The sequence below is a fragment of the Stenotrophomonas sp. 22LJNL06-5-1 genome (assembly GCF_056861455.1).
In genome coordinates this window covers 320,351-346,445 of record NZ_JBSPUE010000004.1, presented here as the reverse complement: position 1 = coordinate 346,445, position 26,095 = coordinate 320,351, and the positions used below count along the sequence as shown (strand labels likewise).

Here is a 26,095-nt window from a genome sequence, read left to right as displayed (position 1 = left end):
CGCCGCCATGCCGTGGATGGGCATCCAGGACCTGTGGACGTTTCTGGTCGCTGTGCTGGTGTTTCTCGCCCTGCCCGGCCCCGGCACCTTCACCCTGCTGACTGCCACCGGCCGTGGCGGCGTGCGTGGCGGCTACACCGCGCTGGCCGGCCTGCTGGTCGGCGATCAGATCCTGATGTGGCTGGCGCTGGCCGGCGTGGCCGCACTGCTGAAGGCCAACCCGCTGGTGTTCCACGCCGTGCAGTACCTGGGTGCGGCCTACCTGGTGTGGGTAGGCATCAGCCTGCTGCGCACGCCGAAGCATGAGGGCGGTGACGCCGGCCCGATCCGCATGCAGCCGGGCCGCTACTTCCAGCAGGCGATCCTGGTGAGCCTGCTCAACCCGAAGGCGATCCTGTTCTACATGGCCTTCCTGCCGTTGTTCATCGATCCGAAGGCACACCAGGGCATCGCGACCTTCGCGGCCCTGGCCGGCATCATCCTGGTGGTCAGCATCGCCTACTGCTCGATGCTGATCGGCGTGGGCAACCTGGCCCGTCGCCGCCTGATCCAGCACCCGCGCATCAGCGATGCGCTGCGCCGCGTGGCCGGCCTGTTCCTGGTGGGGTTCGGCATCCGGTTGGGGCTGAACGGATGATCCGGCGGCTGCTGGTGCTGGGGTTCATCGGTCTTCTGGCCGACACCGCAGCGGCCAGCGCGCAGGACCATCGCTGCCTCACCGGGGGTCGCAACGACGGCATCCACCTGCTGTGGCGCTGGCTGGACGATGGCAGCGCCGACGTGCAGTACGCCGGGCAGCGCGGCCGCCTGCAGCTGCAACAGGTGTCGCAGGAAACGACGGTGCTGGACGAAGACCGCCCGTACCAGTTCGACAGCGTCTGGGAAGAACGCCTCGACGGGCGTCTCAACGGCCGCTACCAGCTGAGCACGCAGGGCGCGCTGGTGCTGGATCTGAGCTACGAACGCGCCCGTGATGGCCGTCGCACCACCTTCCACGATGACAGCGAGGCGTGGCAGGAGGATGGCTGCCATTGGCCGGGAGGCGTAGCGGCGCGCGTGCTCGATTGAAGCATGCCAACCAAGGTTGGCATCTACCGGTCGTGCATCTCCGCGCGCAGGTGGTCGATGAACACCCGCAGCTTGGGCGCCATCTGCTCGCGCGCGGGGTAGTACAGGTGGAAGCCGGGGAATGGCGGCTGCCAGTCCTGCAGCACGCTCTGCAGTCGTCCAGCGGCGATGTCGTCGGCCATCAGCGAGGCGAAGCCCTGGGCCATGCCCAGCCCCGCCAACACGGCGCGATGGGCGACGCCGGCATCGTTGAACACCAGCCGCCCGCTTACTTCCACGTCCAGGTCGTGGCCTTCGCGGCTGAACTCCCAGGGCATCAGCCGGCCGTTGGCCAGCCGGTGCACGATGCAGGCGTGGCTCTGCAGGTCATGCGGGGTCTGCGGCACGCCATGGCGTTCGAAATAGGCCGGCGTGGCCACCACCACCTGCCGCTCGGGTGGCCCGACCGGCACCGCGATCATGCCCTGTGCGAGTGATTCGCCCAGGCGGATGCCGGCGTCGAAGCCCTCGGCCACCAGATCGGTCAGCGCCGGGTCGATGCACAGTTCCACCTGCACCTGCGGGTAACGCGCAAGGAAATCGGGCAGCCGCGGCAGGACCATGCGATCGGCGACGATGCGCGGCAGGGTCACACGCAACCGCCCGGCAGGCACCGAGCGCGCGCTGTCCAGTTCGGCAAAGGCCTGGTCGATCTGGTCCAGGCCCCCGCGCACGCGCTGCAGGAAACGCGCGCCGTGTTCGGTCAGGCTGACCCGCCGTGTGGTCCGCTGCAGCAGGCGCACGCCCATCCGCGCTTCCAGCATGCGCACGCTCTGCGACAGCGCCGAGGTCGACACGCCCAGGGCATCGGCGGCGCGGGTAAAGCTGGCATGCTCGGCCACGTGGACGAAGGCGACCACAGCGGTGAGGGGGACGGAAGCATCCATTGTGAAGCCAGCCTTCAAGGTAAGTCCGGTGATCGGCAGTTTATCCACATGATGGCGTGGAGGATGCTGTGCCCCTCGCCGCTGCCATCCAGTCGGTGGCGCCTTCCCCAAGGAGATCCGCATGAAGACCCGTACTCTCGGCCCTGCCGGCCCCACCGTGTCCGCCCTCGGCCTGGGCTGCATGGGCATGAGCGCCTACTACGGCGGCCGTGGCAGTGACGATGACGGCATTGCCGTCATCCGGCACGCGCTGGACCGTGGCCTGACCCTGCTCGACACCGCCGATGTGTATGGCCCGCACACCAACGAGGTGCTGGTCGGCCGCGCGATTGCCGGCCGCCGCAACCAGGTGTTCCTGGCCAGCAAGTTCGGCATCGGCCTGGACCCGACCGATCCGAAGGGGCGGCAGGTCAACGGCCACCCGGACTACGTGCAGGCCGCCTGCGAGGCCAGCCTGCGCCGCCTGGGCGTGGACCACATCGACCTGTATTACCAGCACCGCGTCGACCCGACCGTGCCGATCGAGGACACCGTGGGTGCGATGGCACGCCTGGTGGAACAGGGCAAGGTGCGCTGGCTGGGCCTGTCCGAGGCCTCGGCGGCCACCCTCCGCCGCGCCCATGCGGTGCACCCGATCACTGCGGTGCAGAGCGAGTATTCGCTGTGGTCGCGCGAGCCGGAGCAGAACGGAGTGCTGGCCACCACGGCGGAACTGGGCATCGGCTTCGTGCCGTATTCGCCGCTGGGCCGTGGCTTCCTGACCGGCGCCATCCGCAGCCCGGATGACTTCGACGCCGACGATTACCGGCGCACCTCGCCCCGCTTCGAAGGCGAAAACTTCCAGCGCAACCTGGCACTGGTGGATACCGTGCAGGCGCTGGCCGCCGAGCGCGGCATCGCCGCCTCGCAGCTGGCGCTGGCCTGGGTGCTGTCGCGCGGCGAGCACATCGTGCCGATCCCGGGCACGACGCGGCGGGCACGGCTGGACGAGAACCTCGCTGCGCTGCAGGTGGAACTGGATGCGGCCACGCTGGACGCACTGGATGCGGCCTTCCCGCTGCATGCCGCGGCCGGTGACCGCTATTCGGTCAGTGGCATGGCCAACATCGAGTCGTAGCAGCGGCCGGGACGAACGCACACCGGTGGCTACCGCCGGATTGTGCCGATTCCGGCAGCCTGGCCGGGGCGCAGCGCGCGCCCCGCCATGCATGACCCCCGTCAGTGGTAATGCTGCGCTGCGTTCGGTCACACTCGGGAACTTGTCGTTCTTAGTCACCCCTTCCGAGGCCTGCATGTCCCTGTTCCGGCGCAAGTCCCTAGATTCCGTCACCGTCCACGAAGCCGGCAGGCGTCTGATCCCGACGCTCAGCTGGCCGCACCTGATCGCGCTGGGTATTGGCGCCATCGTCGGTACCGGCATCTACACGCTGATCGGCGTCGGTGCCAACCTGGCCGGCCCGGCCGTGCTGATCTCCTTCGCCATCGCCGGTGCGGTCTGTGCCTGCGCGGCGCTGTCCTACGCCGAGCTGTCGACGATGATGCCGGCCGCCGGCAGTGCCTACACCTACAGCTACAGCGCGCTGGGCGAAGTGTTTGCCTGGGTGGTGGGCTGGAGCCTGATCCTGGAGTACTCGCTGGTGGTGAGTACGGTGGCGGTGGGCTGGTCCGGCTACTTCGTCGGCTTCCTCGAATGGGTCCACACCCAGTTCGGCTGGAACGTGCACCTGCCCGCGTGGCTGGCGGCCGGCCCGCACGTGGAAGGCGGCATGATCAACCTGCCGGCGATCATCATCACCTGGCTGGTGGCCGGCATGCTGATGGCCGGCACCAAGGAAAGCGCCACCCTCAACGCCATCCTGGTGGTGTTCAAGCTGATCGCGCTGGCCATCTTCGTGGCCGTGGCGCTGCCCGCCTTCGACAGCGCCAACCTGCAGCCGTTCATGCCGTATGGCTTCGCCAAGTCGATCGGCCCCGATGGCGTCGAACACGGTGTGATGGCGGCCGCGGCGATCATCTTCTTCGCGTTCTATGGCTTCGATGCGATCTCCACCGCCGCCGAGGAAACCAAGAACCCGGGCCGCGACCTGTCGATCGGCATCATCGGTTCGATGATCGGCTGCACCATCGTCTACGTGCTGGTGGCGCTGGCCGCGGTCGGTGCGATGAGCTACGCGGTGTTCGGCCACAGCGCCGAGCCGCTGGCCCTGATCATGCGCCAGCTGGGCCATCCGACCGCGGCGATGGTGATCGGCGTGATCGCGATCATCGCGCTGCCGACCGTGCTGCTGGCCTTCCTGTACGGCCAGAGCCGCATCTTCTTCGTGATGAGCCGCGATGGACTGCTGCCGCGCAGCCTGTCCAAGGTCAATGCACGTACCGGCACGCCGGTGGCGACCACGCTGTTCACCGCGGTGGTGGTGTCGGCGCTGGCCGGCGTTGCGCGCCTGGACGAGATCGCTGCACTGGCCAATGCCGGTACCCTGGCCGCGTTCACCGCCGTGGGCATCTGCCTGGTGGTGCTGCGCCTGCGTGAGCCCAACCGCGAACGCACCTTCCGCACCCCGCTGGCCTTCGTGGTCGGCCCGCTGGCCGCGCTGGGCTGCATCTACCTGTTCCTCAGCCTGCCGCACAGCACCCAGCTGTACTTCCTGCTGTGGAACCTGGCCGGCCTGGTGCTGTACTTCCTGTACAGCCGTCGCCACGCGCTGATCGCGAAATAACCGGATCACCGGTAGTGCCGGCCGCTGGCCGGCAACCCGCATCCTGTTGATAGGGGCAATGCCGGCCAGCGGCCGACACTACCGCAGGGTGGTCAACCGCCCTGCTTTGCGGCGTAATCCTGCGCCTGGCGCATCACCCGCAACAGGTTGCCGCCCCAGATGCCGGCAATCTGCTGCTCGGTATAGCCCTTGCGCAGCAGCCAGGCGGTGATCTTCGGCAGCTGGCTGACATCGGGCAGGTCGCTCAGGCCACCGCCGCCATCCCAGTCCAGGCCGATGCCCACATGCTCGGGGCCGACCACCTTGAGGATGTGCTCGAAGTGGGCGAAGAAATCGTCCAGGCTGGCATGGCGCACCGGATGCTCGTGGTCCAGCGCCTGCTCGGCCTTCAGCAGGGCAACGCCCTGTTCGATGCCCATGCCTTCCCAGCCACCCAGCTGCTTGCTCAGCGCTTCCTCGGCCTGCTTGCGCTCGGGCGTCTTCGCGATGTCGATCAGGTAGCCACCATAGGCGTTCACCTGGATCACGCCGCCGGCCTTGGCCAGCTTGCGCAGGCGCGCGTCATCCAGATTGCGCGGGTGGTCGTAGACCGCCTTGGCCGAGCTGTGCGACAGCACGAACGGCACCGGCATCATCGCCAGCAGGTCATCGAACACCGCATCCGAGGCATGTGACTGGTCGATCACGATGCCCAGCTTCACCGCCTGCCGGACCAGGTCCTTGCCGGCCGGGCTCAGGCCCTTCCACTCCGCCCCCTTGGGGTCGGTGGCCGAATCGGCGAACTCGTTGTTGGCGAAGTGCACGGTACTGAGCAGGCGCAGGCCGGCACGGTGGTAGAACGAGAGCAGGCTGGGGTCTTCCACCAGCGGGCTGGCGTTTTCCATGCTGATGTAGACCACGCGCTTGCCGGCAGCCTTGATCCGCGCCGCGTCATCGGCGGTCAATGCCAGCGCGAAACGCTCGGGATTGGCGGCCAGCATTTCGCGGATCTCCAGCAGCCGCTGCAGGCCATGGTCACGCTCCGCGAGGTGCGCGGCGGGGCTACGGTCGCCCTGGTCGGTGTAGATGGCCCAGAAACCGCCGTCCAGCGCACCTTCGACCATGCGCGGGTAGTCGACCTGCGAAAGCGCGTTGCGGTCGTGGCGCTGCTCGATGTCGAAGCCGGTTCGGCCGAAATTGGCCGGCGTATCCAGGTGGCTGTCGAGCGTGACCAGGCGCTGCTGCAGGGCCTTGGCGCGGGCCAGTTCCTGTACGCTGAACTCGATGGCATGAGCCGACAGCGGCGCGCACAGCGCCAGGGCAAGCACGACGGACAGGTGGCGCAACGATGGCATGGGCTCTCACCGGCAATGGGAAGAGCCCGACCATAGCGCTGCGGCCAGCAGATTTGTAGAGTCGAGGCGTGCTCGACTGATCAGGCACCGCGAGTCGAGCATCGCTCGACTCTACATCTGGAAATCAGTCGACCACTCGGCAGAACACGGCCTTCAGGTAACGCGATTCCTGCACATGGGCCATGAACGGATGGTCCGGACCGGCGCCGGCCACCTTCAGGATCTGAATCGTGCGGCCGGAGAAATAGGCCGCGCGGCGCAGCATGTCGAGGAACTGGTCCTCGGCCACCAGGCCGGTGCAGGAGAACGTGGCGAACAGGCCACCGGGCTTGACCACGCCCAGCGCCAGCTTGTTCATGTCCAGGTACTTCTTCAGCGCGGTGATCACCTGGTCGCGGTCGCGGGTCATCTTCGCCGGATCCAGGATCACCACGTCGTACTGCTCGCCGCGGTTGGCGGCATCACGCAGCCACGGGAAGATGTCGGACTGGACGAACTTCGGACGCACGTTGTTCAGGCGCGAATTGCCCTTGGCAATCTGGATGACGTCCTCGTCGATGTCGATGCCGACCACGTCCGATGCGCCGCGCGCTGCTGCGTACACAGCGAAACCGCCGGTGTTGCAGCACAGGTCCAGCACGCTCTTGCCTTCCACCTGCTGGCTCAGCCACTCGCGGTTCTCGCGCTGGTCGGCGAAGAAGCCGGTCTTGTGCGCACCGGCCGGGTCGGCGCGGAACTTGATGCCGTACTCGGTGATCACCGACGCCTCGGTGGTGGTGTTGCCGTGGAAGTCGAAACTTTCCTGCTTCTGCACGTGTTCGTCGGCGAAGCTGTGGAAGCGGCAACCCGGGAACTGCTCGCGCAGGGCGTCGTAGATCCATTCGCGGTGGCGGAACATGCCGGCGGCGAAGAATTCGACCACCACCAGGTCGCCGTAGCGATCCACCACCAGGCCGGACAGGCCGTCGCCTTCGCTGTGTACCACGCGCCAGGCGTCGGAGACCGCATCGAGCTTCAGCACCTCACGGCGCAGCGACACTGCCTGGGCGATCTTGCGCGAGAACCAGCCGGCATCCACCGGCACGTTCTGATCGGTTTCAAGGATGCGCACGGCAATGCGCGAGTGCCCGTTGTAGAACCCGCGGCCAATGAACTCGCCATCGATGCCGACCACGTCGACGATGGAACCGGGCTTGGGCCGGACGGTCGGCTTCTCGACCAGTTTCTGGAAGATCCACGGGTGGCTGGAACGCCACGCATTCTTGAGGCGGACAATCGGAAGGGGGGTATTCATCCACCTATTGTAAACCGGGCACCGGGGTCAGATCCCCGAAGGGGGCTCTGACCCCAGTGTGGCGACGACGAGGGGTCGGAGCCCCTCCGGGGATCCGACCCCGGCAATCCGGCATTTGACGGCGGCCCGGCCAGGCCGCAGAATCGGCGGCAGAAGGGGAGTAGCTCCCAGACGTTGTCGCCGTCATTTCGAGCCCGCAGGCTCCGGTGCAACGGCAGTTCCAGCCGACTGGAACTGCGAGCGAGACCTTCGCCGTACTGGCGAAGCTCTGTCCCTGGATCCCCCTCCCGATCCTCCGTTGCAGATCCTCGCCGTCCGGCCTGGCATTCATCTTTCCAACGGACATTCCCAATGCAGACGATCGGTAACGTGTGGTTGTGGGGCGGCTTCGCAGCGGTGGTGGTCATCGCCCTGCTGGTCGACCTCGTGTTGATGCGCCATGGTGGACCGCACAAGGTCACCTTCAAGGAGGCCCTGTGGTGGTCCATCGGCTGGGTCGCGCTGGCCCTGCTGTTCAATGCGGGCCTCTGGTACTACCTGAATGAGACCGCGGGCCAGGTGGTGGCCAACAAGGTCGGCCTCGAGTTCCTGACCGGCTACCTGGTCGAGAAGGCGCTGGCGGTCGACAACATCTTTGTCTTCCTGATGATCATGAGCTACTTCGCGGTGCCGGAGGAACAGCGCCAGAAGGTGCTGATCATCGGCATCCTGGGCGCGATCGTGCTGCGTACGATCATGATCTTCGCCGGCAGCGTGCTGATCACCCAGTTCCATTGGCTGCTCTACGTGTTCGGCGCCTTCCTGCTGTTCACCGGCTGGAAGATGTGGTTCGCCGCCGGCCAGGAGCCGGACCTGGAGGCCAACCCGGCCCTGCGCTGGATGCGCAAGCACCTGCGCCTGCTGCCGGATTACGCCGGCAACGCGCTGAGCGTAAAGCGCGACGGCGTGCGCTGGTTCACCCCGCTGTTCGCGGTGCTGATCCTGATCGCGGTCACCGACGTGATCTTCGCGGTGGACAGCATCCCGGCGATCTTCGCGATCACCACCGACCCGTTCATCGTGCTCACCTCCAACGTGTTCGCGGTGCTGGGCCTGCGTGCGATGTTCTTCCTGCTGGCCGGCATGGCCGACCGCTTCCACCTGCTGCCGTACGGGCTGGCGCTGGTGCTGGGCTTCATCGGCATCAAGATGATGATCATCGACCTGTTCAAGATCCCGACCCCGGTGTCGCTGGGCGTGGTCGCGGTGATCATCGCCGCCACCGTGGTGCTGAGCCTGAAGTACCCGCCGAAGGAAGGCGAAGGCCAGGCCTGAGCCTGACCCGCTGGTTGGCGCGGCCGGCGGGATTGTCCCGCCGGCCGTTTCCACTCTCCCGCCGCGGTGGCCTTGGTTTCGCGCCAACCACCGCCATTGCTGAGGTATGAACAACAACGCGCCCCTGCCCGCTGGCGACGTGCCGGCCCCCCGCAATGACCGCTCGCGCATCCTGCGGGCGTTCAATGTCAGCCTGGCCGCCGTGCTGGTGCTGGTGGCCGTGTTCGCCCTGCAGGGCACGTTCGACTGGCGACCGTGGGCGGTCGCACCGCTGGAAGCCAAGGGCCTGCTTGGCCTGATCGGCGGCCCGATGCTGCATGCCTCGGTCGAGCACATCGTCGCCAACAGCATCGCGATCCTGATCCTCGGCACGCTGGCCGGCAGCGTCTACCCGAAAGCCACCGTGCGTGCCCTGCCCCTGCTGTGGCTGGGCTCGGGCATAGGCGCCTGGATGCTGGGCAATCCGGGCAGCGTGCACCTGGGCGCCAGCGGTGTGACCCATGGCCTGATGTTCCTGCTGGCCAGCCTGGGCCTGCTGCGCCGCGACCGTGCAGCGATTGCCACCGGCCTGATCGGCATGCTGTTCTACGGCGGCATGCTGATGACCATCCTGCCGCACGCCGACGGCGTGTCCTGGCAGTCACACATGGGCGGCGCCTTCGCCGGCATCATCGCCGCGCTGCTGTTCCGCAATGCCGACCCGCTGCCGCCGCGCCCGCGCTACAGCTGGGAAGACGAAGAAGAAGACATCGAACCTTTGCCCGACGACGAGCTGGAGCCGCCGTCACCGCAGCGCGTGCCGGTGCTGTGGCAGCCGCGCGAAGGCCAGGACTACGTGGTGATCCCGTTCCGCCGGCCGGAAGACCCCCGCGGTTGAAGTGACGGTAGTGCCGGCCGCTGGCCGGCAACCTCATGAACCTTCGGTGGGAATCTCCGGATTGCCGGCCAGCGGCCGGCACTACCGGGAGAATCAGTTCCCTGCCGCGCCCATGCCATCCACCGCCTGCCGGCCCAGTGCCGGGTCATCGGTGAAGAAGGCATCGATGCCGGTGGCCAGATAGGCACGCATCTCGGCAATCGAACCCTCGGCATTGCGCGCGTTGTCGGCACCCTTGCGCAGGTTGCTGGCCTGGAAGTGGTTCTCCGGGCGGAAGGTGTACGGAATCACCATCAGACCCACCGCATGTGCGTCCTGTACCAGCGTGGTCGGAGTGCTCAGCGCGCCCTTGGCATCCAGCGGAATGATCGAGCGCAGTTCCGGGCCGATGCTGTCGGCGTAGCTGGCGATGTCCTTCAGTCCGGCCGGGGTCATCATCTGCGCGTAGGTCAGCTTGCCACCGGCCTTGGCGATGTCGGCTGGCTGGGTGTCGCCCTTCCACAGCAGCTGCAGCAGGCGGATGTTGCCGCCGCGCGGGATATTGCCGCGCAGGTAGCGCAGGTTGGCGGTCTCGAACGACTGGATGGTGACCGGGCCCACGTTGGTATAGGCATTGCCACGCAGTGCGGCCAGCAGCGTGTCTTCCATCGGCAAGCCGATCGACTGGAAGTAGGTCGGGTGCTTGATCTCCGGCACCAGGCCGATGCCCCGGTTGGCGCGCCCGGCCTGCTGCACCAGGAAGGCCAGGATCTCGTCCAGGCTGGCGATGCGGAACTGACCGTCGTAGGCGGTGCTGCGCAGCTCCGGCAGGCGCTCGCGCGCGTACAGGGTCTTCAGCTCGGCCAGGGTGAAGTCTTCGGTGAACCAGCCGTCGACCTTCTGCCCGTCGATGACCTTGGTGGTGCGGCGGCCGGCGAACTCCGGATGCGAGGCCACATCAGTGGTGCCGCTGATTTCGTTCTCGTGGCGGGCCACCATCACCCCGTCCCTGGTCATCACCAGGTCCGGCTCGATGTAGTCGGCGCCATCGGCAATCGCCTGCGCATAGGCGGCCAGGGTGTGCTCGGGCAGCAACGCGCTCGCCCCGCGATGGCCATAGACCGACACCTTGTGCGCGGCCGGGGTGGAGGATTCAGCACTCATGGCCACCGATGGTGCCACGGCCAGCGACAACAGCAACGCACAACCCCACGACTTCACTGCGACTTCCCCAAGCGGTATGTGATGGGCGTCAGTATGAGGCGGCAATGTGACAGGTGGGGGACCCCATGGATTCGGTAGTCGCCGGCCTTGGTCGGCGCTCTGCCAGCCGGCGTCCATGGCCCCGGACGCCCTGTGCCAACCAAGGTTGGCACCTACCCGAGCGCGAGCCGCGCGGTTGATGGATGTCGGGGTCAGAGCCCCTTCGGGGATCTGACCCCGAGCAGCTCGTTCGGCTGGGTTGCCGGCCAGCGGCCGGCACTACCAAGGCTTACTTGCCGATGCAGAAACTGGAGAAGATCCTTCCCAGCAGATCATCGGCGCTCATCTGCCCGGTGATCTCGCCCAGCGCGTCATGCGCCAGCCGCAGTTCCTCGGCAGCCAGTTCCAGGCGCTCATGCGCCAGCTCGCCATCGGCGCGCTGCGCATGTTCCTGCGCACGCTCGATTGCGTCCACATGACGCGTGCGCGCGGAGAACTCGCCGTCCACCTGCTCCCCTGCCCCGGCCGATGCGATCGAACGCAGGCGCGCGTGCAGATCGTCGAGCCCGGTGCCGGTCGCAGCCGAGACGAACACGCGGTCCGGATCGTCCAGTGCTGGCAACGCCTCCAGCAGGTCCGACTTGTTGTGGATGTAGACCTTGTGCGGCACCGCCGCCACGGCCCCGCCCAGCGCCGCTTCACCGGCCGCCGGATCGCGCGCGTCCAGCACGATCAGCGCCAGGTCGGTGCGCTCGATCTCCACATGGGCGCGGCGCATGCCTTCGCGTTCGATGGCGTCACCGCCGTCGCGCAGGCCGGCGGTGTCGACCAGGGTCAGCTCCAGGCCGTCCAGGCGGATGGTCTCGCGCAGGGTGTCGCGGGTGGTACCGGCGATGTCGGTGACGATGGCGCGTTCGCTACCGGCCAGCGCGTTGAGCAGTGAACTCTTGCCCGCATTCGGCGGACCGATCAGCACCGCGTGCAGGCCATCGCGCAGGCGACGGCCGCGTTCGGCATCGCGGCGCAGAATGGCCAGATCGCTGCGCGCCTGTTCCAGCCCACGCCGCACCTGCGCGCCACCGAGGGTATCCAGCGGTTCGTCGGCGAAGTCGATGGCCGCTTCCACGTGGATGCGCAGCAGCACCAGCTGCTCGACCACGGCGTCGATGCGACGCGAGAACACGCCATCCAGCGAACGGCGTGCCGCACGCGCGGCGCGGTTGTCACCCGCGGCGATCAGGTCGGCGATGGCCTCGGCCTGGGCCAGGTCGAGCTTGCCGTTGAGGAACGCCCGTTCGCTGAACTCACCCGGCCGCGCCTGGCGTGCACCGAGCGCGATGCAGCGCGCGACCAGTTGCTGCAGCAGCACCGGGCTGCCATGGCCCTGCAGTTCCACCACTTCCTCGCCGGTGAAGCTGTTCGGTGCCGGGAACCACAGCACGATGCCATCGTCGATGACCTCGCCATCGGCATCGCGCAGCCGCGCATAGTGCGCGTGGCGCGGGCGCAGTGCAGGCGCGCCCAGCGCGTTGGCGATGGCCGCGGCACGCGGGCCGGACAGGCGCAGCAGGCCGACACCGCCGGCGCCAGGGGCGCTGGCGATGGCCACGATGGTGTCGGTGCGGATCGCGTCGTTCATGGCTCAGAGTTTCTCCAGCTGTGCGCGCGCCTGCGCGGCACCACTGCCCTGCGGCTGCAACGCCAGGTAGGTGGTGTAGGCCTGCTTCGCCTTGGCCTTGTCGCCGGCGTTGAAGTAGGCATCGCCCAGGTTGAGATAGGCCACGGCACGCGAGGGGTCGATCTTCAGCGTGTTCTCCAGCCAGCGCGCGGCTTCGGCATAGCGCTGCTGACGGTAGTAGACGAAGCCGAGGTTGTTGGCGGCCTGGGCGAAGTCCGGACGCAGCTTCAGCGCCTCGGTGAACTGGGCTACCGCTTCGTCGTACTGCTTCTCGCGGTACAGCTGCAGGCCACGGTCATTGGCCTGCTGCGCGCGCTGGCGGTCGGACGCCGGGCCGGCGGTGGGCACCACCAGCTTGGCCTTGCCGCCCTGAAGGTCGGCCACGGTCACCGGCGCCTGACTGCCCTTTGCTTCGCTGGCAGCATCCACCTTGTTGTTCAGCGCGATCGCATCGGCAGTCAGCTGGCGCGTATCGGCATTGAGGAATTCCTGGCTGTCCGGCACCTGGAACACGAACTCGCCACCCTGCGATCCCGGCAGGCTGCCGAAGGCCGGGGTCTGGTGCGAGACCGCCGAGACCGCTGGCGCGACGTAGGCGGCCAGTTCGGTACCGGTGATCAGGCCATCGCCGTTGAGGTCGCCCTTGCCGGCCAATGCCTGCAGCAGCACCCAGGTGAACACCGAGTGGCCGTTCGGGCCGGCATCGGCCACCTGCTGGTCGGCACCGCCGGCGGTCAGCATCTGCCGCGCGCTGCGGCGGGCGTTCTCGCGCAGGAACGACGACGACGACGGGCCACCACGGGTCAGGCCCAGGCCGCTGTAGCAGGCATCCATCACGAACATCACATGCTTGGCCTGCATGCTTTCGGCGATGTTCTGGATGTCGGTCATCGCAATCGCGTCAGTGGCGAATTCCTTCGGATCCGAATCGACCGGAATGATGTAGCCGAGGTCACGCCCGGAGGCGAGCTGGCGGGTGGCACCATGGCCGGCGAAGAACACGAACACGCGGTCGTTCTTTCCGGTGCGGTCATCGGCCAGGCGGTCGTGGAAGGCGGCCAGGATGTTGTTGCGGGTGGCCTGCTGGTTCTTCAGCACGATCACCTGCGAGGACGGGAAGCCGAATTGCCCGGTCAGGGTATCGGCGACCGCCTGCGCGTCGTGGCTGGCGTACTCCAGCTTCGGCCACTTGGCGTAGTTGTCGATGCCGACCACGATCGCCCAGGACTTCTCGTAGCCGGTAGTAACGGTGGCGGCACCGGTATCGCCCTTGCGCGCACGGGCGACGGTGAAGTCACGGCCGTTCCAGCCAGCGAACTGGTAGCCATCGGCGATCAGCCGGTCGAGGATCTGCGGCAGCGCCTTCACCGCACGATCGTGGATGTCGTGGAACAGGATGATGCCGCGCTGTTCCTTGTTCACCTGGTCGAGCACGCGCTGCACGATCGATTCCGGTACCGGGTCGGCCCAGTCCATCGAGTCGATGTTCCACATGATCGACTTCAGCCCGGCTTCGTTGAGCAGCTGCAGGCCTTCGGCGTTGCGCGCGCCGTACGGGAAGCGGAACAGCGGCGCGCGCTTGCTGTCCACGTCCTTCAGCAGCGTGTCGGTGTCGAGCACCTGCTGGCGCAGCGCATCGCCGGTGGTGCGCGACAGCTGGGCGTGGGTCAGGCTGTGGTTGCCGACCGCATAGCCCTCTTCCATCAGGTTGCGGCTGATCTTGGCCATCGGGCCAAGGCTGACCTTGCCATCGGCCTCGACCTTCCCCAGGTTGCGGCCCACTTCGAAGAACACGCCCGGCACGTCATAGCGCTTGAGGATGGCCACCACTTCATCGGTATAGGCCTTGTGCGGGCCATCGTCGAAGGTCAGCACCACGGTCTTGACCGGCAGGTCTCGGCCGAAGATCTCGCGGTCGCTGTCCTTCATCGACATCGGGTACGGCTCGATCACGCCGTAGTCGCGCAGGATCGCTTCGCGGCTGTAGTCCTTGTGCAGGTGGGCGATGTAGTCGTCCCACTTCTCACGCTTCAACTCGATGGCGCGGGTGCGCTCGAAGCGGCTGAAGATGCGGGTCAGTTCCTGGTTGTAGTTGCGCTCGATTTCATCGAGCGCCTCCAGATCCTCGCCGATGCGCTGGTGCAGCTTCACCGCCGGCAGCGACGAATCAGTGCCGACGCGCTCATGCAGGTCACGCAGCACTTCGCGGAAGGCCAGGCGGTCGGCGTCGAACAGTTCCGGCGCCGACTCGATGTAGTCCAGCACGGTGCCGAGGGTGGCGAAGCGCTGCGGACTGGAGCCGCGCAGCAGCGTGTCGAACTGCGCGGCGATGGCCGTGCGCTGCTCGAGGCCATCGTGGAACAGCTGCTGGCCCACTCGCGTGGAGGTGCCGCGGTCGGCAGCCGACTGCTGGTCCTCGTCGGCCAGCAGCACGATGATCCGGCGGTAGCCGTCGAGCTGCTTCTGCAGCGCCGCCAGCAACGGTGCGGCGGCGGGATCGGCGGCGGCCGCGGCCTGCGCGCTGGGCTGGGTGACCGTGGTCGCCGGCGCCTTCGCGTCCTTGTCGCCGCAGCCGGCAACAACCAGCGTCAACAACAGCGAAGGCAGGAACAGGCGGAACGACGACGCACGCGGCATGGTGAACTCGAAGGTGGGAGGAACGATGTGCAGGCGATTCTAACGCCGCATGCGAAAAGCCCGCCTTTCGGCGGGCTTTTGCGGGTCGGTCGGGGCTCAATGGCAGTCGACCAAGGTCGACTCTACGAAGCCGGCGACCTGCCGGTCGGATTACTTCTTTTTGACCGGGGCCGGCGCGGTGGTGGCCGGAACCGGCTCGCCGCCATGGCGCTTGGTCATCCACCACTGCTGCAGCAGGCCCAGGCCACCGTTGACCACCCAGTACAGGACCAGGCCGGACGGCATGAAGGCCATCATGACGCCGAATACCAGCGGCATGAACTGCATCATCTTCTGCTGCATCGGGTCCATGCCCGGTGCCGGGGTCAGCTTCTGGGTGAACCACATCACCGCCACGTTGATCACCGGCAGGATGAAGTACGGGTCGCGTGCGGTCAGGTCCTGGATCCAGCCGAACCAGGGCGCCTGGCGCAGTTCGACCGATTCCACCAGCACCCAGTACAGGGCGAAGAAGATCGGCATCTGGATGAGGATCGGCAGGCAGCCGCCCATCGGATTGATCTTTTCCTTCTTGTACAGCTCCATCATCGCGGTCTGGAACTTCTGGCGGTCATCGCCATAGCGTTCCTTCAGCTGCGCGATGCGCGGCTGGAAGCGACGCATCTTGGCGCCGCTCTTGTACTGGGTCGCCGACAGCGGGTACAGCACCAGCTTCAGCAGCACCACCAGGCCGACGATCGCCCAGCCCCAGTTGCCGACCAGCTTGTGCACCTGGTTCAGCACCCAGAACAGGCCCTGGCCGATCACCGCCATCATCGAGAAGCGGCTGTAGTCGACCACGCGGTCCAGGCCCGGCACGTCTTCCTTGGCAATCAGGTTGACCAGCTTCGGGCCGACCCACAGGCGGGCTTCGGTGCTGGTGGACTGGCCCGGGGCCACGGTGAAGGCCGGGCCACGCGCTTCGATCAGGTCACGACCGGCCACCTGCGACAGCACGTAGTGTGCGGTCTGGTCCTTCTGCGGGATCCAGGCGGTGAAGAAGTGGTGCTGCAGCATCGCCAGCCAGCCGCCGGTGATGTTCTGGTTCAGCGTGCCGTCTTCCAGGTAGTCCTTGAACGCACGACGCTGGTACTTCTTGTCGTTGTCGTACCAGGTGGCACCGTTGAAGCTGAAGGAATCCGGGTTGGTCATGCTCCGCGACAGGATGGTCGGGGTGCGGTCCAGGGTGCGGTAGACATAGCCGTTCCACGGGGCGGCGCCAGCGTTGCTGACTTCGTCCTTGAAGCGCACGGCGTACTCGTTGCGCGAGACGGTCAGGGTGCGCTTGATGGTCACGCCGTTGTCGGCGGTCCACACGAACGGGATCTGCAGCTCGTTCTGGCCCTTGGCCAGCACGAAGTCCTTGGTGTCACCGACCAGCTTGAAGCCGTCAGCGCCGGGGACCGGGGTGTTCTTGTCTTCGCTGGCCCAGCCACTGATCGCGCTGTACGGGTGCGCGGGGTCTTCGGTCAGCAGGCGGACCGGCGGGCTGCCTTCGTCCTTGGTCTGCGGGAACTGCAGCAGCTCGGCGTCGAGCACGCGGCCGCCATCGAGCACCAGGCGCAGGACGTCGGTGGTGACGGTCACGCGCTGGCTGGCCGGGGTGGCGCTGGCCTGCGCCTGCGCGGCGGCCTGGCCGGGCGCACCCGGAACCTGGGCGCTGGGGATGGCGCCCGGGGTTGCGCCCGGAACGCTCTGTGCGGCGGCCGGGGCCGACGTGGTCGTCGGTGCCGGGGTCGGAGCAGCCTTTTCACGGCTCCACTCCATCCACAGCAGCACGGCCACCATCAGCCAGGCAAAAATGAGGAATACGCGGGTCTGGTTCATCAGCGGACAGGCTCGGCGGGGCCGGGACGCGATGCCGGCTCGGTCAAAGAAGGAGTTGCGATGCCATCAGGCGGCGGCATTGTGCCGTCCACGCCCGGCGTGGGCAATGCACGCAGGCGACGCAGCAGGCGCAGGAAGGCCTGGCGGATCTCGTCGTTGCTGGCGGAACGCGCAGCACTACGAGCCACGACGACAAAGTCGCCTGGCTGGATGTCGGTACGTGTCTGACGCAGGATGTCGCGCAGGACGCGCTTGATCCGGTTACGCCCGACGGCGTTCGGATCAACCTTGCGGGAAACCGCCAGACCCAGCCTGGCCGGCCGGTCAGCCGGCAGCCAGTGCAGGGTCATCAGCGGATCGGACACACGGCGGGCGCCGTTGAAGACCGTTGAGTATTCGGCACGCGTGCGAACCCGCGCAGAGCGAGGGAATCGCTTGCGCGGGTCTGCAGTATTCACTGTCGAAGGGATTGCGTCTGCCGCGATGTGCGGCATGGCAATCAGGCGCTCAGGACTTTGCGGCCCTTGGCGCGGCGACGCGACAGGATCTTGCGGCCGTCAGCGGTCTTCATACGGGCACGGAAGCCGTGGTCGCGCTTACGCTTGAGGTTGCTGGGCTGGTAGGTGCGCTTCGTGGCCATTGGGGGCCTCTCGTATGAATGGGACGGAAAGAACCGGAAATTCTAGAGAGGTACCCCGCCCCAAGTCAACCCCTGTCAGCTACGCGAATTCACTGGGCTGTGCAATAGCTGTGGATGTTTTTGTGAATAAGTAGGGGACAAGCATTCCGAAGGCGGGCGCTCGGTGGTAGTCTGAGCCATCCATTTCCCCCCTTTCCGGCCTGTGTTTGGGCGCCTTGTCGCGTCCATGCCCCGGCCACCGGACGATTATTGCTGATGGATGCTTGGTCCCGTAGTCTCGAGCGCCTCGAAGCGGAGTTCCCGCCGGAAGACGTTCATACCTGGTTGAAGCCACTGCAGGCCGATCTGCGCGTGGACAGCCTGGTGCTGTATGCACCGAATGCCTTCATCGTCGACCAGGTCCGCGAGCTGTACCTGGCCCGGATCCGCGAACTGCTGGCGCATTTCGCCGGTTTCAGCGACGTTTTTCTTGAAATCGGCTCGCGCCCGCGTCCCGTGGAGGCGCAGAACGCGCCGGTTTCCACGCCGTCGGCGCAGGTGTCCAGCGAACCGCAGGTGCCGTTCGCCGGCAACCTGGACAATCACTACACGTTCGCCAACTTCGTCGAAGGCCGCAGCAACCAGCTGGGCCTGGCCGCTGCCTTCCAGGCAGCGCAGAAGCCGGGCGACCGCGCGCACAACCCGCTGCTGCTGTACGGAGGCACCGGCCTGGGCAAGACCCACCTGATGTTCGCCGCCGGCAACGCCATGCGCCAGGCCAATCCGGGCGCGAAGGTGCTGTACCTGCGTTCGGAACAGTTCTTCAGCGCGATGATCCGGGCCCTGCAGGAAAAGACCATGGATCAGTTCAAGCGCCAGTTCCAGCAGGTGGACGCGCTGCTGATCGATGACATCCAGTTCTTCGCCGGCAAGGATCGCACGCAGGAAGAGTTCTTCCACACCTTCAACGCGTTGTTCGATGGCAAGCAGCAGATCATCCTGACCTGCGACCGCTATCCGCGCGAGGTCGAAGGCCTGGAAGCGCGCCTGAAGTCGCGGCTTGCCTGGGGCCTGTCGGTCGCGATCGAACCGCCGGACTTCGAGACCCGCGCCGCGATCGTGCTGGCCAAGGCACGCGAACGCGGTGCCGAGATTCCCGATGATGTTGCGTTCCTGATCGCCAAGAAGATGCGCTCCAACGTGCGCGACCTCGAAGGTGCGCTCAATACCCTGACCGCCCGCGCCAATTTCACCGGCCGCGCGATCACCACCGAATTCGCCCAGGAAACCCTGCGCGACCTGCTGCGCGCCCAGCAGCAGGCGATCAGCATTCCCAACATCCAGAAAACCGTTGCCGACTACTACGGCCTGCAGATCAAGGATCTGCTGTCGAAGCGTCGGACCCGCTCGCTGGCCCGCCCCCGCCAGGTCGCCATGGCCCTGACCAAGGAACTGACCGAGCACAGCCTGCCCGAGATCGGCGACGCCTTTGCCGGTCGCGATCACACCACGGTGCTGCATGCCTGCCGCCAGATCCGCACCCTGATGGAAACCGACGGCAAGCTCCGCGAGGACTGGGACAAGCTGATCCGGAAGCTGAGCGAATGATGCACGGATGCCGATGAGGCGTCATCGCACAAAACGGTGCAGAATCCGGTAGCAAGCGCGGGACACGTTGTGGATAAAAAAGGCGTCTGAAATCGCGTCGGATTTATCCACAGCTTTCCCCACCCCCTGGGGGGCGGTAATACAGAGGGTTTCGAGGTCTGAAATTCTTTTATTTACAAAGACTTAGCGTTGTTTTCCAGCGATTCTGTCTCTACCAGCACCACCAAGCTTTTGATTTATTCCACATTTTTTAAAGCATAGGGGCACGGAACCACATGCGTTTCACACTGCAGCGCGAAGCCTTTCTCAAGCCGTTGGCACAGGTCGTCAACGTGGTCGAACGCCGCCAGACCCTTCCGGTTCTGGCCAATTTCCTGGTCCAGGTGCAGAACGGCCAGCTGTCGCTGACCGGTACCGACCTGGAAGTGGAGATGGTGTCGCGGATCGCGGTTGAAGATGCCCAGGACGGCGAAACCACCATCCCCGCCCGCAAGCTGTTCGAGATCATCCGTGCCCTGCCCGACGGCAGCCGGATCACCGTCTCGCAGACCGGTGACAAGATCACCGTGCAGGCTGGCCGCAGCCGCTTCACCCTGGCGACCCTGCCCTCCAACGACTTCCCGTCGGTGGACGAAGTGGAAGCCACCGAGCGCGTGGCCATCGGCGAAGCGACCCTGAAGGAGCTGATCGAGCGCACTGCGTTCGCGATGGCCCAGCAGGACGTGCGCTACTACCTCAACGGCCTGCTGTTCGACCTGCGCGGTGATGCCCTGCGTACCGTTGCCACCGACGGCCACCGCCTGGCCCTGTGTGAAACCGACCTGGCCAAGCCCAGCGGTTCCAAGCGCCAGATCATCGTGCCGCGCAAGGGCGTGACCGAACTGCAGCGCCTGCTGGAGAGCGGCGATCGCGAGATCGAGCTGGAAGTCGGCCGCAGCCACGTCCGCGTCAAGCGCGACGATGTCACCTTCACCTCGAAGCTGATCGACGGCCGTTTCCCGGATTACGAAGCGGTGATCCCGATCGGTGCCGACCGCGAAGTGAAGGTTGATCGTGAAGCACTGCGTGCCTCCCTGCAGCGCGCCGCGATCCTGTCCAACGAGAAGTACCGCGGTATCCGTGTGGAAGTCTCGCCGGGCAACCTGAAGATCAGTGCGCACAACCCGGAACAGGAAGAAGCCCAGGAAGAGATCGAGGCCGACACCACGGTCAGCGATCTGGCCATCGGCTTCAACGTGAACTACCTGCTGGATGCCCTCTCCGCCCTGCGCGACGAGGAAGTGATCATCCAGCTGCGCGATTCCAACTCCTCGGCGCTGGTGCGTGAATCCAGCAGCGAGAAGTCGCGCCACGTGGTGATGCCGCTGCGTCTCTGACAGCTGTGCTGTTCCACGTGGAACCGAAGGACGCCCGGGATCTTCCCGGGCGTTTTTTTTTTGCAGGTTCCACGTGGAGCATCGGGATCGCCAGATCTCCACGTCTGTGTGAACGGCTTCCCCGAGATTGCTGGCTGCCGATTGATCCTGGCTAGCCTCCCGATGCAATTGTCCTGAGCGATTGGAGCCCAGGTTGCTTGCTTGGGCGCTGTCCAGCCACCTTCGATCGAGTAGGCGGTACTGGGTCTTCAGACCTGATTTCATTTACCTCGAACAGGCCGGATGCATCAAGCAGATCGCGGGCCGCAACGCTGCGGTTGCTTCATCTGCAGACGTCACTGTCCACAGGCTTGGTTGGGGCCGAATCAGGGCTAGCCTAGCTTCTAAATCTGGGTATAAATCTAAAGCATGGTGGTGATGGTAGGGCCAGATTTCGTGGAAAAATACATTATCTAATTGATTTTTAAAAGATTTATGCATCTGAAACCCCCTGTATAGAGGCCCCTCAGGCTGGGGGGGAACCTGTGGATAGTTTCCAAGGCCGGGCAAAAGGGCTTTTTTATCCACAGTTTGCCCATACCTTGTGTATAAGTCATACAGACCGGCTGTGGACAGCGTGAAACGACCGCCTCGAATTCTTTGAAATCTGTGGAACCCTCCAGGGCATCGCATCGTAGATTTCAAGAAATCTGCGCGGAGTTCGCGCAATCCACCGCGGGGGCGCCTGGCGATGCCCGCGGAATGAGGCTGAAATCGCTGAAATCTGAGGGCCTGTACCCTGCGCCGCCGCTCAGAATTCAAGGATTCCCGGGCATATCCAGACCCAGGCGAGCCCAGGTGAGGGAGCGCCACCACGTGGAACACGCGTAGGGTTGCCAGGCGGAGGCTTCAGCACAGTGGCGATGTCTGGCACGGCACGGCTGGCTTGACCGATGCAGTAAGCTGATGGATTCCCTGCCCCTCTACCGCCTTGTGCGGATGGTCTTTCGCGCCCCATGCAGATCCGCCGCCTCGCCTTGCATCAACTGCGTCGTTTCAGTGCGGTGGACCTGTCGCCCCAGCCGGGATTGAACCTGCTGACCGGCGACAACGGTGCCGGCAAGACCAGCGTGCTCGAAGCCCTGCACCTGATGGCCTACGGGCGCAGCTTCCGTGGCCGGGTTCGCGACGGTCTGGTGCGCCAGGGCCAGGAAGCGCTGGAAATCTTCGTGGAATGGGACGAACAGCGTGCCAATCACCCGCCGCACCGCCGAAAGGCCGGGCTGCGCCACAGTGGCCAGGACTGGAAGGGGCGATTGGACGGTGAAGATGTCGCGCAGCTGGGCAATCTCTGCGCAGCGCTGGCCGTGGTGACGTTCGAACCCGGGAGCCATGCACTGGTCAGTGGCGGTGGCGAACCCCGCCGCCGCTTCCTCGATTGGGGCTTGTTCCACGTGGAACCGGATTTTCTATCCCTGTGGCGCCGCTACTCCCGGGCGCTGAAGCAGCGCAATGCCCTGCTCAAGCAGGGGGGGCCGTCGCGGATGCTCGATACCTGGGATCACGAGCTGGCCGAGGCCGGGGAACCGCTGACCAGCCGCCGCCAGCACTACCTGGAGCGTCTGCAGCAGCGCACGGTGGCCTTGGCCGCCAGCCTGGCTCCGCAACTGGGTATCCAGGGATTGGAACTGAGCCCCGGTTGGCGGCGGCATGAGCTTCCCTTGGCCGATGCCCTGCTTCTGGCCCGGGAACGTGACCGGCAGGCCGGGTATACCTCGGTCGGCCCGCACCGGGCGGACTGGAGTGTGGATTTCCACAGCATCCCGGGGCGTGATGCGCTGTCCCGCGGCCAGGCCAAGCTGACGGCATTGGCGTGCCTGCTGGCACAGGCCGAGGACTATGCGGAACAGCGAGGCGAATGGCCGGTGATCGCGTTGGACGATCTGGCCTCGGAGCTGGATCGCACCCATCAGGCGCGGGTACTGGAGCGCCTGCTCAACGGACCGGCACAGATCTTCATTACCGCCACCGAAACCCCGGCGGCGCTGCAGGAACTGACCCACATCGCCCGGTTCCACGTGGAACATGCACAGATCGTGGCTGTGCCATAGTGGGCACACCAGGGCCGCTCGACCCCGGCTGGTATAATTCGGGTTGGAATCCTTTCATTCTCGGCACATCGCCCCAAGCGGTGGCCGACCTGCGGAGCCTACGGCAAGCGCAATGAGCGACGAACAGAACACCCCGGCAAACAACGGCAATTACGACGCCAACAGCATTACCGCCCTGGAAGGCCTGGAGGCTGTCCGCAAGCGTCCCGGCATGTACATCGGCGACGTGCATGACGGTACCGGTCTGCACCACATGGTGTTCGAGGTCGTCGACAACTCGATCGACGAAGCGCTGGCCGGCCACGCCGACCACGTTGCGGTGACGATCCACGCCGACGGCTCGGTCTCGGTGTCCGACAACGGTCGCGGCATTCCCACCGGCAAGCACGAGCAGATGAGCGCCAAGCTCGGCCGGGAAGTCTCCGCCGCCGAAGTGGTGATGACCGTCCTGCATGCAGGCGGCAAGTTCGACGACAACAGCTACAAGGTTTCGGGCGGCCTGCACGGCGTCGGCGTCAGCGTGGTCAACGCGCTGTCGCAGAAGCTGCTGGTGGACGTGTTCCAGAACGGCTCCCACTACCAGCAGGAATTCAGCAACGGCGCAGCCGTGACCGCGCTGGCCAAGCTGGAAGCCACCACCAAGCGCGGTACCACCGTGCGCTTCTGGCCGTCCACCGTCGCCTTCCACGACAACGTGGAATTCCACTACGACATCCTGGCCCGCCGCCTGCGCGAGCTGTCGTTCCTGAACTCCGGCGTCAAGATCGTCCTTGCCGACGAGCGTGGCGATGGCCGTCGCGATGACTTCCACTACGAAGGCGGCATCCGCAGCTTCGTGGAGCATCTGGCCCAGCTGAAGACCCCGCTGCACCCGAACGTCATCTCGGTCACCGGCGAGCACAACGGCATCGTCGTGGACGTGGCGCTGCAGTGGACCGACTCCTACCAGGAGACGATGTACTGCTTCACCAACAACATTCCGCAGAAGGACGGCGGTACCCACCTGGCCGGTTTCCGCGGTGCGCTGACCCGCGTGCTCAACAACTACATCGAGCAGAACGGCATCGCCAAGCAGGCCAAGATCAACCTGACCGGCGACGACATGCGCGAAGGCATGATCGCGGTGCTGTCGGTGAAGGTGCCGGATCCGAGCTTCTCCAGCCAGACCAAGGAAAAGCTGGTCAGCTCCGACGTGCGTCCGGCGGTGGAAAACGCCTTCGGTGCGCGCCTGGAAGAGTTCCTGCAGGAAAACCCGAACGAAGCCAAGGCGATCGCCGGCAAGATCGTCGATGCCGCACGTGCACGTGAAGCCGCGCGCAAGGCCCGCGACCTGACCCGCCGCAAGGGTGCACTGGATATCGCCGGCCTGCCGGGCAAGCTGGCCGACTGCCAGGAAAAGGATCCGGCGCTGTCCGAACTGTTCATCGTCGAGGGTGACTCGGCAGGTGGCTCGGCCAAGCAGGGCCGCAACCGCAAGAACCAGGCGGTGCTGCCGCTGCGCGGCAAGATCCTCAACGTGGAACGCGCACGCTTCGACCGCATGCTGTCTTCCGACCAGGTCGGTACGCTGATCACCGCGCTGGGCACCGGCATCGGCCGTGACGAGTACAACCCGGACAAGCTGCGTTACCACAAGATCATCATCATGACCGACGCCGACGTCGACGGCGCCCACATCCGCACCCTGCTGCTGACGTTCTTCTACCGTCAGATGCCGGAGCTGATCGAGCGCGGTTACGTCTACATCGGCCTGCCGCCGCTGTACAAGATCAAGCAGGGCAAGCAGGAGCTTTACCTGAAGGATGACCCGGCGCTGGACAGCTACCTGGCCAGCAGCGCAGTGGAAAACGCTGCACTGGTGCCGGCCACCGGCGAGCCCGGCATCGAAGGCCTTGCGCTGGAGAAGCTGCTGCTGGCCTACGCGGCCGCGCTGGATTCGATCGAGCGCAACGCACACCGCTACGACCGCAACCTGCTTGAAGCGCTGGTCGACTTCGTACCGATGGACCTGGACAGCCTGCGCGCTGCCGGCGAAGGCGAGGGCCTGGATGCACTGGCCAAGCGCCTCAACCAGGGCAGCCTGGGCAGCCCGCGTTTCACGCTGGAACTGCAGGAAGCCAACGACGAGCGCCCGGCCGCTGTGCTGCTGACCCGTCGCCACATGGGCGAACAGCACATCCAGGTGCTGCCGATGTCGGCCTTCGAAAGCGGCGAACTGCGCGCGATCCACCAGGCCTCGAAGCTGCTGCACGGTCTGGTCCGCGAAGGCGCGACCATTTCCCGCGGTGCCAAGTCGATCGAAGTCGACAGCTTTGCCAAGGCACAGAACTGGCTGCTCGAGGAGGCCAAGCGCGGCCGCCAGATCCAGCGATTCAAGGGCCTGGGTGAAATGAATCCGGAGCAGCTGTGGGACACCACGGTGAATCCGGAAACCCGTCGACTGCTGCAGGTGCGCATCGAAGACGCTGTCGCTGCCGACCAGATCTTCAGCACGCTGATGGGCGATGTCGTCGAACCGCGTCGCGACTTCATCGAAGACAACGCGCTGAAGGTCGCAAACCTGGATATCTGACACAATCGGGACACGGCCGGTGCGCGGGGAGGCGCGCCGGCCTTCGACTCTTGAACACAGGTACCTGATGTCCGCATCCGCCCCGGTTTCCGCTCCGCCCCCGGTTCCGCCGGCTTCTGCCGCGCCGCGTGCCGTTTCGCCGTTGGCGGGGTTCTTCATCGACCTGGGTATCGCGGCTGTCACCCTGTTCGGCCTGAGCCTGATCAGCGGCCTGCTGTGGGGCCTGTACCGTGGCGTGATGGTCGGTTACGCGAACGCGCAGGCCGGCGCTGGCGCACCCGACGCCAGTTCGGTAGCGGCGTCACTGGGTCAGCCCGGCGCGCTTGCGCAGATTCTCATGGCGCTGTTTGCCACCGGCGGTGCCGCGTTGCTGCTGTACTTCTGGCGACGGCCGGCCAACGCCGCCGAGCGCCACGCGTCGCGCCAGGCGCTGCGCCGTCCCTCAACCTGGGGCTGGACCCTGCTGGTGGCGACCCTGATCGTGCTCGGCAGCAATGGCATCGCCTTCCTGGCCAAGCAGTTCGGCATCGAGCCGGTCCCCACCAACCTGGCGCTGATGCAGAGCGCGATCGCGCGCTTTCCCTTGTTCCTGGTGCTGTTCGCGGTGGTGCTGGCACCGGCCTACGAGGAGCTGCTGTTCCGCCGCGTGCTGTTTGGCCGCCTGTGGAAGGCCGGGCGCCCGTGGCTGGGCGTGGTACTGAGCAGCCTTGCTTTCGCCCTGATCCATGAAATCCCTGGCACCAGTGCCAACGGCCCGGCCGAAATCGCGCAGCTGTGGCTGGTCTACGGCGGCATGGGTGCCGCGTTCTGCTGGTTGTACCAGCGCACCGGCACGCTCTGGGCCGCGATCACCGCGCACGCGCTGAACAACGGTGTGGCGCTTGCCGCGCTTGTGTTCTTCGGGGCAACGTAACGCCGTGTCCGCTTGACGAAA

At 66.0% G+C, this 26,095-nt stretch carries 20 protein-coding genes; 11 read left to right on the top strand and 9 right to left on the bottom strand.

The genetic code is table 11. The annotated features are described in order from the left end of the window. Nucleotides 1-7 precede the first annotated feature (7 nt). Together leuE and AC13GF_RS11770 are read left to right on the top strand one after the other, a co-directional pair. Complete coding sequence (gene leuE / locus AC13GF_RS11775; protein ID WP_005411716.1) at nucleotides 8-637, top strand: leucine efflux protein LeuE; 630 nt, start codon at nucleotides 8-10, stop codon at nucleotides 635-637. Then, the gene (locus AC13GF_RS11770) at nucleotides 634-1,068 is read left to right on the top strand and encodes a hypothetical protein (RefSeq protein WP_483004715.1); all 435 of its coding nucleotides are present in this window, start codon (nucleotides 634-636) and stop codon (nucleotides 1,066-1,068) included. The genes leuE and AC13GF_RS11770 overlap by 4 nt, the downstream gene beginning before the upstream one ends. 23 nt (nucleotides 1,069-1,091) lie before the next feature. Here the strand turns inward: AC13GF_RS11770 and AC13GF_RS11765 are convergent, their stop codons facing one another. Then, the gene (locus AC13GF_RS11765) at nucleotides 1,092-1,994 is read right to left on the bottom strand and encodes a LysR family transcriptional regulator (protein ID WP_483004714.1); all 903 of its coding nucleotides are present in this window, start codon (nucleotides 1,992-1,994) and stop codon (nucleotides 1,092-1,094) included. Between the two features lie 121 nt (nucleotides 1,995-2,115). Between AC13GF_RS11765 and AC13GF_RS11760 the strand changes: the two genes are divergently transcribed. After that, nucleotides 2,116-3,111 carry an aldo/keto reductase gene (locus AC13GF_RS11760; RefSeq protein ID WP_483004713.1) on the top strand — a complete coding sequence of 332 codons (996 nt, stop codon included), beginning with the start codon at nucleotides 2,116-2,118 and terminating at the stop codon, nucleotides 3,109-3,111. Nucleotides 3,112-3,286: 175 nt separating this feature from the next. Further along, nucleotides 3,287-4,714, top strand: coding sequence for an amino acid permease (locus AC13GF_RS11755; protein WP_460134515.1), 1,428 nt, complete (start codon nucleotides 3,287-3,289; stop codon nucleotides 4,712-4,714). A 92-nt stretch (nucleotides 4,715-4,806) separates the two neighbouring features. Here AC13GF_RS11755 and AC13GF_RS11750 read toward each other — a convergent pair whose 3' ends face one another. Continuing rightward, nucleotides 4,807-6,048 carry a dipeptidase gene (locus AC13GF_RS11750; RefSeq protein WP_483004712.1) on the bottom strand — a complete coding sequence of 414 codons (1,242 nt, stop codon included), beginning with the start codon at nucleotides 6,046-6,048 and terminating at the stop codon, nucleotides 4,807-4,809. Between the two features lie 124 nt (nucleotides 6,049-6,172). Beyond that, a complete protein-coding gene (locus tag AC13GF_RS11745; protein ID WP_049436108.1) occupies nucleotides 6,173-7,342 on the bottom strand; it encodes a class I SAM-dependent rRNA methyltransferase in 1,170 nt (389 codons plus the stop codon). 351 nt (nucleotides 7,343-7,693) lie between these two features. Here AC13GF_RS11745 and AC13GF_RS11740 point away from each other — a divergent pair, with 351 nt between their 5' ends. Both AC13GF_RS11740 and AC13GF_RS11735 read left to right on the top strand, forming a co-directional pair. Beyond that, on the top strand, nucleotides 7,694-8,656 hold the full coding sequence (locus tag AC13GF_RS11740) for a TerC family protein (protein ID WP_049447414.1): 963 nt from the start codon (nucleotides 7,694-7,696) through the stop codon (nucleotides 8,654-8,656). A gap of 106 nt (nucleotides 8,657-8,762) precedes the next feature. Beyond that, entirely contained in the window at nucleotides 8,763-9,533 is a 771-nt protein-coding gene (locus AC13GF_RS11735) for a rhomboid family intramembrane serine protease (protein WP_483004711.1), read from the top strand. Nucleotides 9,534-9,626: 93 nt separating this feature from the next. On the opposite strand, the gene AC13GF_RS11730 is transcribed toward AC13GF_RS11735, so the two are convergent. The 6 genes from AC13GF_RS11730 to rpmH form a co-directional block, all read right to left on the bottom strand. Further along, a complete protein-coding gene (locus AC13GF_RS11730) occupies nucleotides 9,627-10,733 on the bottom strand; it encodes a glycerophosphodiester phosphodiesterase (protein ID WP_483004710.1) in 1,107 nt (368 codons plus the stop codon). A 271-nt stretch (nucleotides 10,734-11,004) separates the two neighbouring features. Next, the gene (mnmE, locus tag AC13GF_RS11725) at nucleotides 11,005-12,354 is read right to left on the bottom strand and encodes a tRNA uridine-5-carboxymethylaminomethyl(34) synthesis GTPase MnmE (protein ID WP_483004709.1); all 1,350 of its coding nucleotides are present in this window, start codon (nucleotides 12,352-12,354) and stop codon (nucleotides 11,005-11,007) included. Between the two features lie 3 nt (nucleotides 12,355-12,357). Further along, the gene (locus tag AC13GF_RS11720; protein WP_483004708.1) at nucleotides 12,358-15,030 is read right to left on the bottom strand and encodes a polysaccharide deacetylase family protein; all 2,673 of its coding nucleotides are present in this window, start codon (nucleotides 15,028-15,030) and stop codon (nucleotides 12,358-12,360) included. A 150-nt stretch (nucleotides 15,031-15,180) separates the two neighbouring features. After that, nucleotides 15,181-16,896 carry a membrane protein insertase YidC gene (yidC, locus tag AC13GF_RS11715; protein ID WP_212561487.1) on the bottom strand — a complete coding sequence of 572 codons (1,716 nt, stop codon included), beginning with the start codon at nucleotides 16,894-16,896 and terminating at the stop codon, nucleotides 15,181-15,183. Next, the gene (rnpA, locus tag AC13GF_RS11710) at nucleotides 16,896-17,390 is read right to left on the bottom strand and encodes a ribonuclease P protein component (RefSeq protein ID WP_021203275.1); all 495 of its coding nucleotides are present in this window, start codon (nucleotides 17,388-17,390) and stop codon (nucleotides 16,896-16,898) included. The genes yidC and rnpA overlap by 1 nt, the downstream gene beginning before the upstream one ends. A gap of 5 nt (nucleotides 17,391-17,395) precedes the next feature. Then, the gene (gene rpmH, locus AC13GF_RS11705) at nucleotides 17,396-17,536 is read right to left on the bottom strand and encodes a 50S ribosomal protein L34 (RefSeq protein ID WP_005411729.1); all 141 of its coding nucleotides are present in this window, start codon (nucleotides 17,534-17,536) and stop codon (nucleotides 17,396-17,398) included. 255 nt (nucleotides 17,537-17,791) lie between these two features. On the opposite strand from rpmH, the gene dnaA reads away from it, so the two are divergent. The 5 genes from dnaA (at nucleotide 17,792) to AC13GF_RS11680 (ending at nucleotide 26,074) form a co-directional block, all read left to right on the top strand. After that, entirely contained in the window at nucleotides 17,792-19,123 is a 1,332-nt protein-coding gene (dnaA, locus tag AC13GF_RS11700) for a chromosomal replication initiator protein DnaA (RefSeq protein WP_057495961.1), read from the top strand. Between the two features lie 275 nt (nucleotides 19,124-19,398). Continuing rightward, nucleotides 19,399-20,499 (top strand): DNA polymerase III subunit beta, encoded by a 1,101-nt coding sequence (gene dnaN / locus AC13GF_RS11695; protein ID WP_005411731.1) that lies wholly within the window; start codon nucleotides 19,399-19,401, stop codon nucleotides 20,497-20,499. A gap of 995 nt (nucleotides 20,500-21,494) precedes the next feature. Further along, a complete protein-coding gene (gene recF / locus AC13GF_RS11690; RefSeq protein ID WP_126929271.1) occupies nucleotides 21,495-22,589 on the top strand; it encodes a DNA replication/repair protein RecF in 1,095 nt (364 codons plus the stop codon). 112 nt (nucleotides 22,590-22,701) lie between these two features. Continuing rightward, nucleotides 22,702-25,161 carry a DNA topoisomerase (ATP-hydrolyzing) subunit B gene (gene gyrB, locus AC13GF_RS11685; RefSeq protein ID WP_483004707.1) on the top strand — a complete coding sequence of 820 codons (2,460 nt, stop codon included), beginning with the start codon at nucleotides 22,702-22,704 and terminating at the stop codon, nucleotides 25,159-25,161. 67 nt (nucleotides 25,162-25,228) lie between these two features. After that, on the top strand, nucleotides 25,229-26,074 hold the full coding sequence (locus tag AC13GF_RS11680; RefSeq protein ID WP_483004706.1) for a CPBP family intramembrane glutamic endopeptidase: 846 nt from the start codon (nucleotides 25,229-25,231) through the stop codon (nucleotides 26,072-26,074). Nucleotides 26,075-26,095 lie beyond the last annotated feature (21 nt).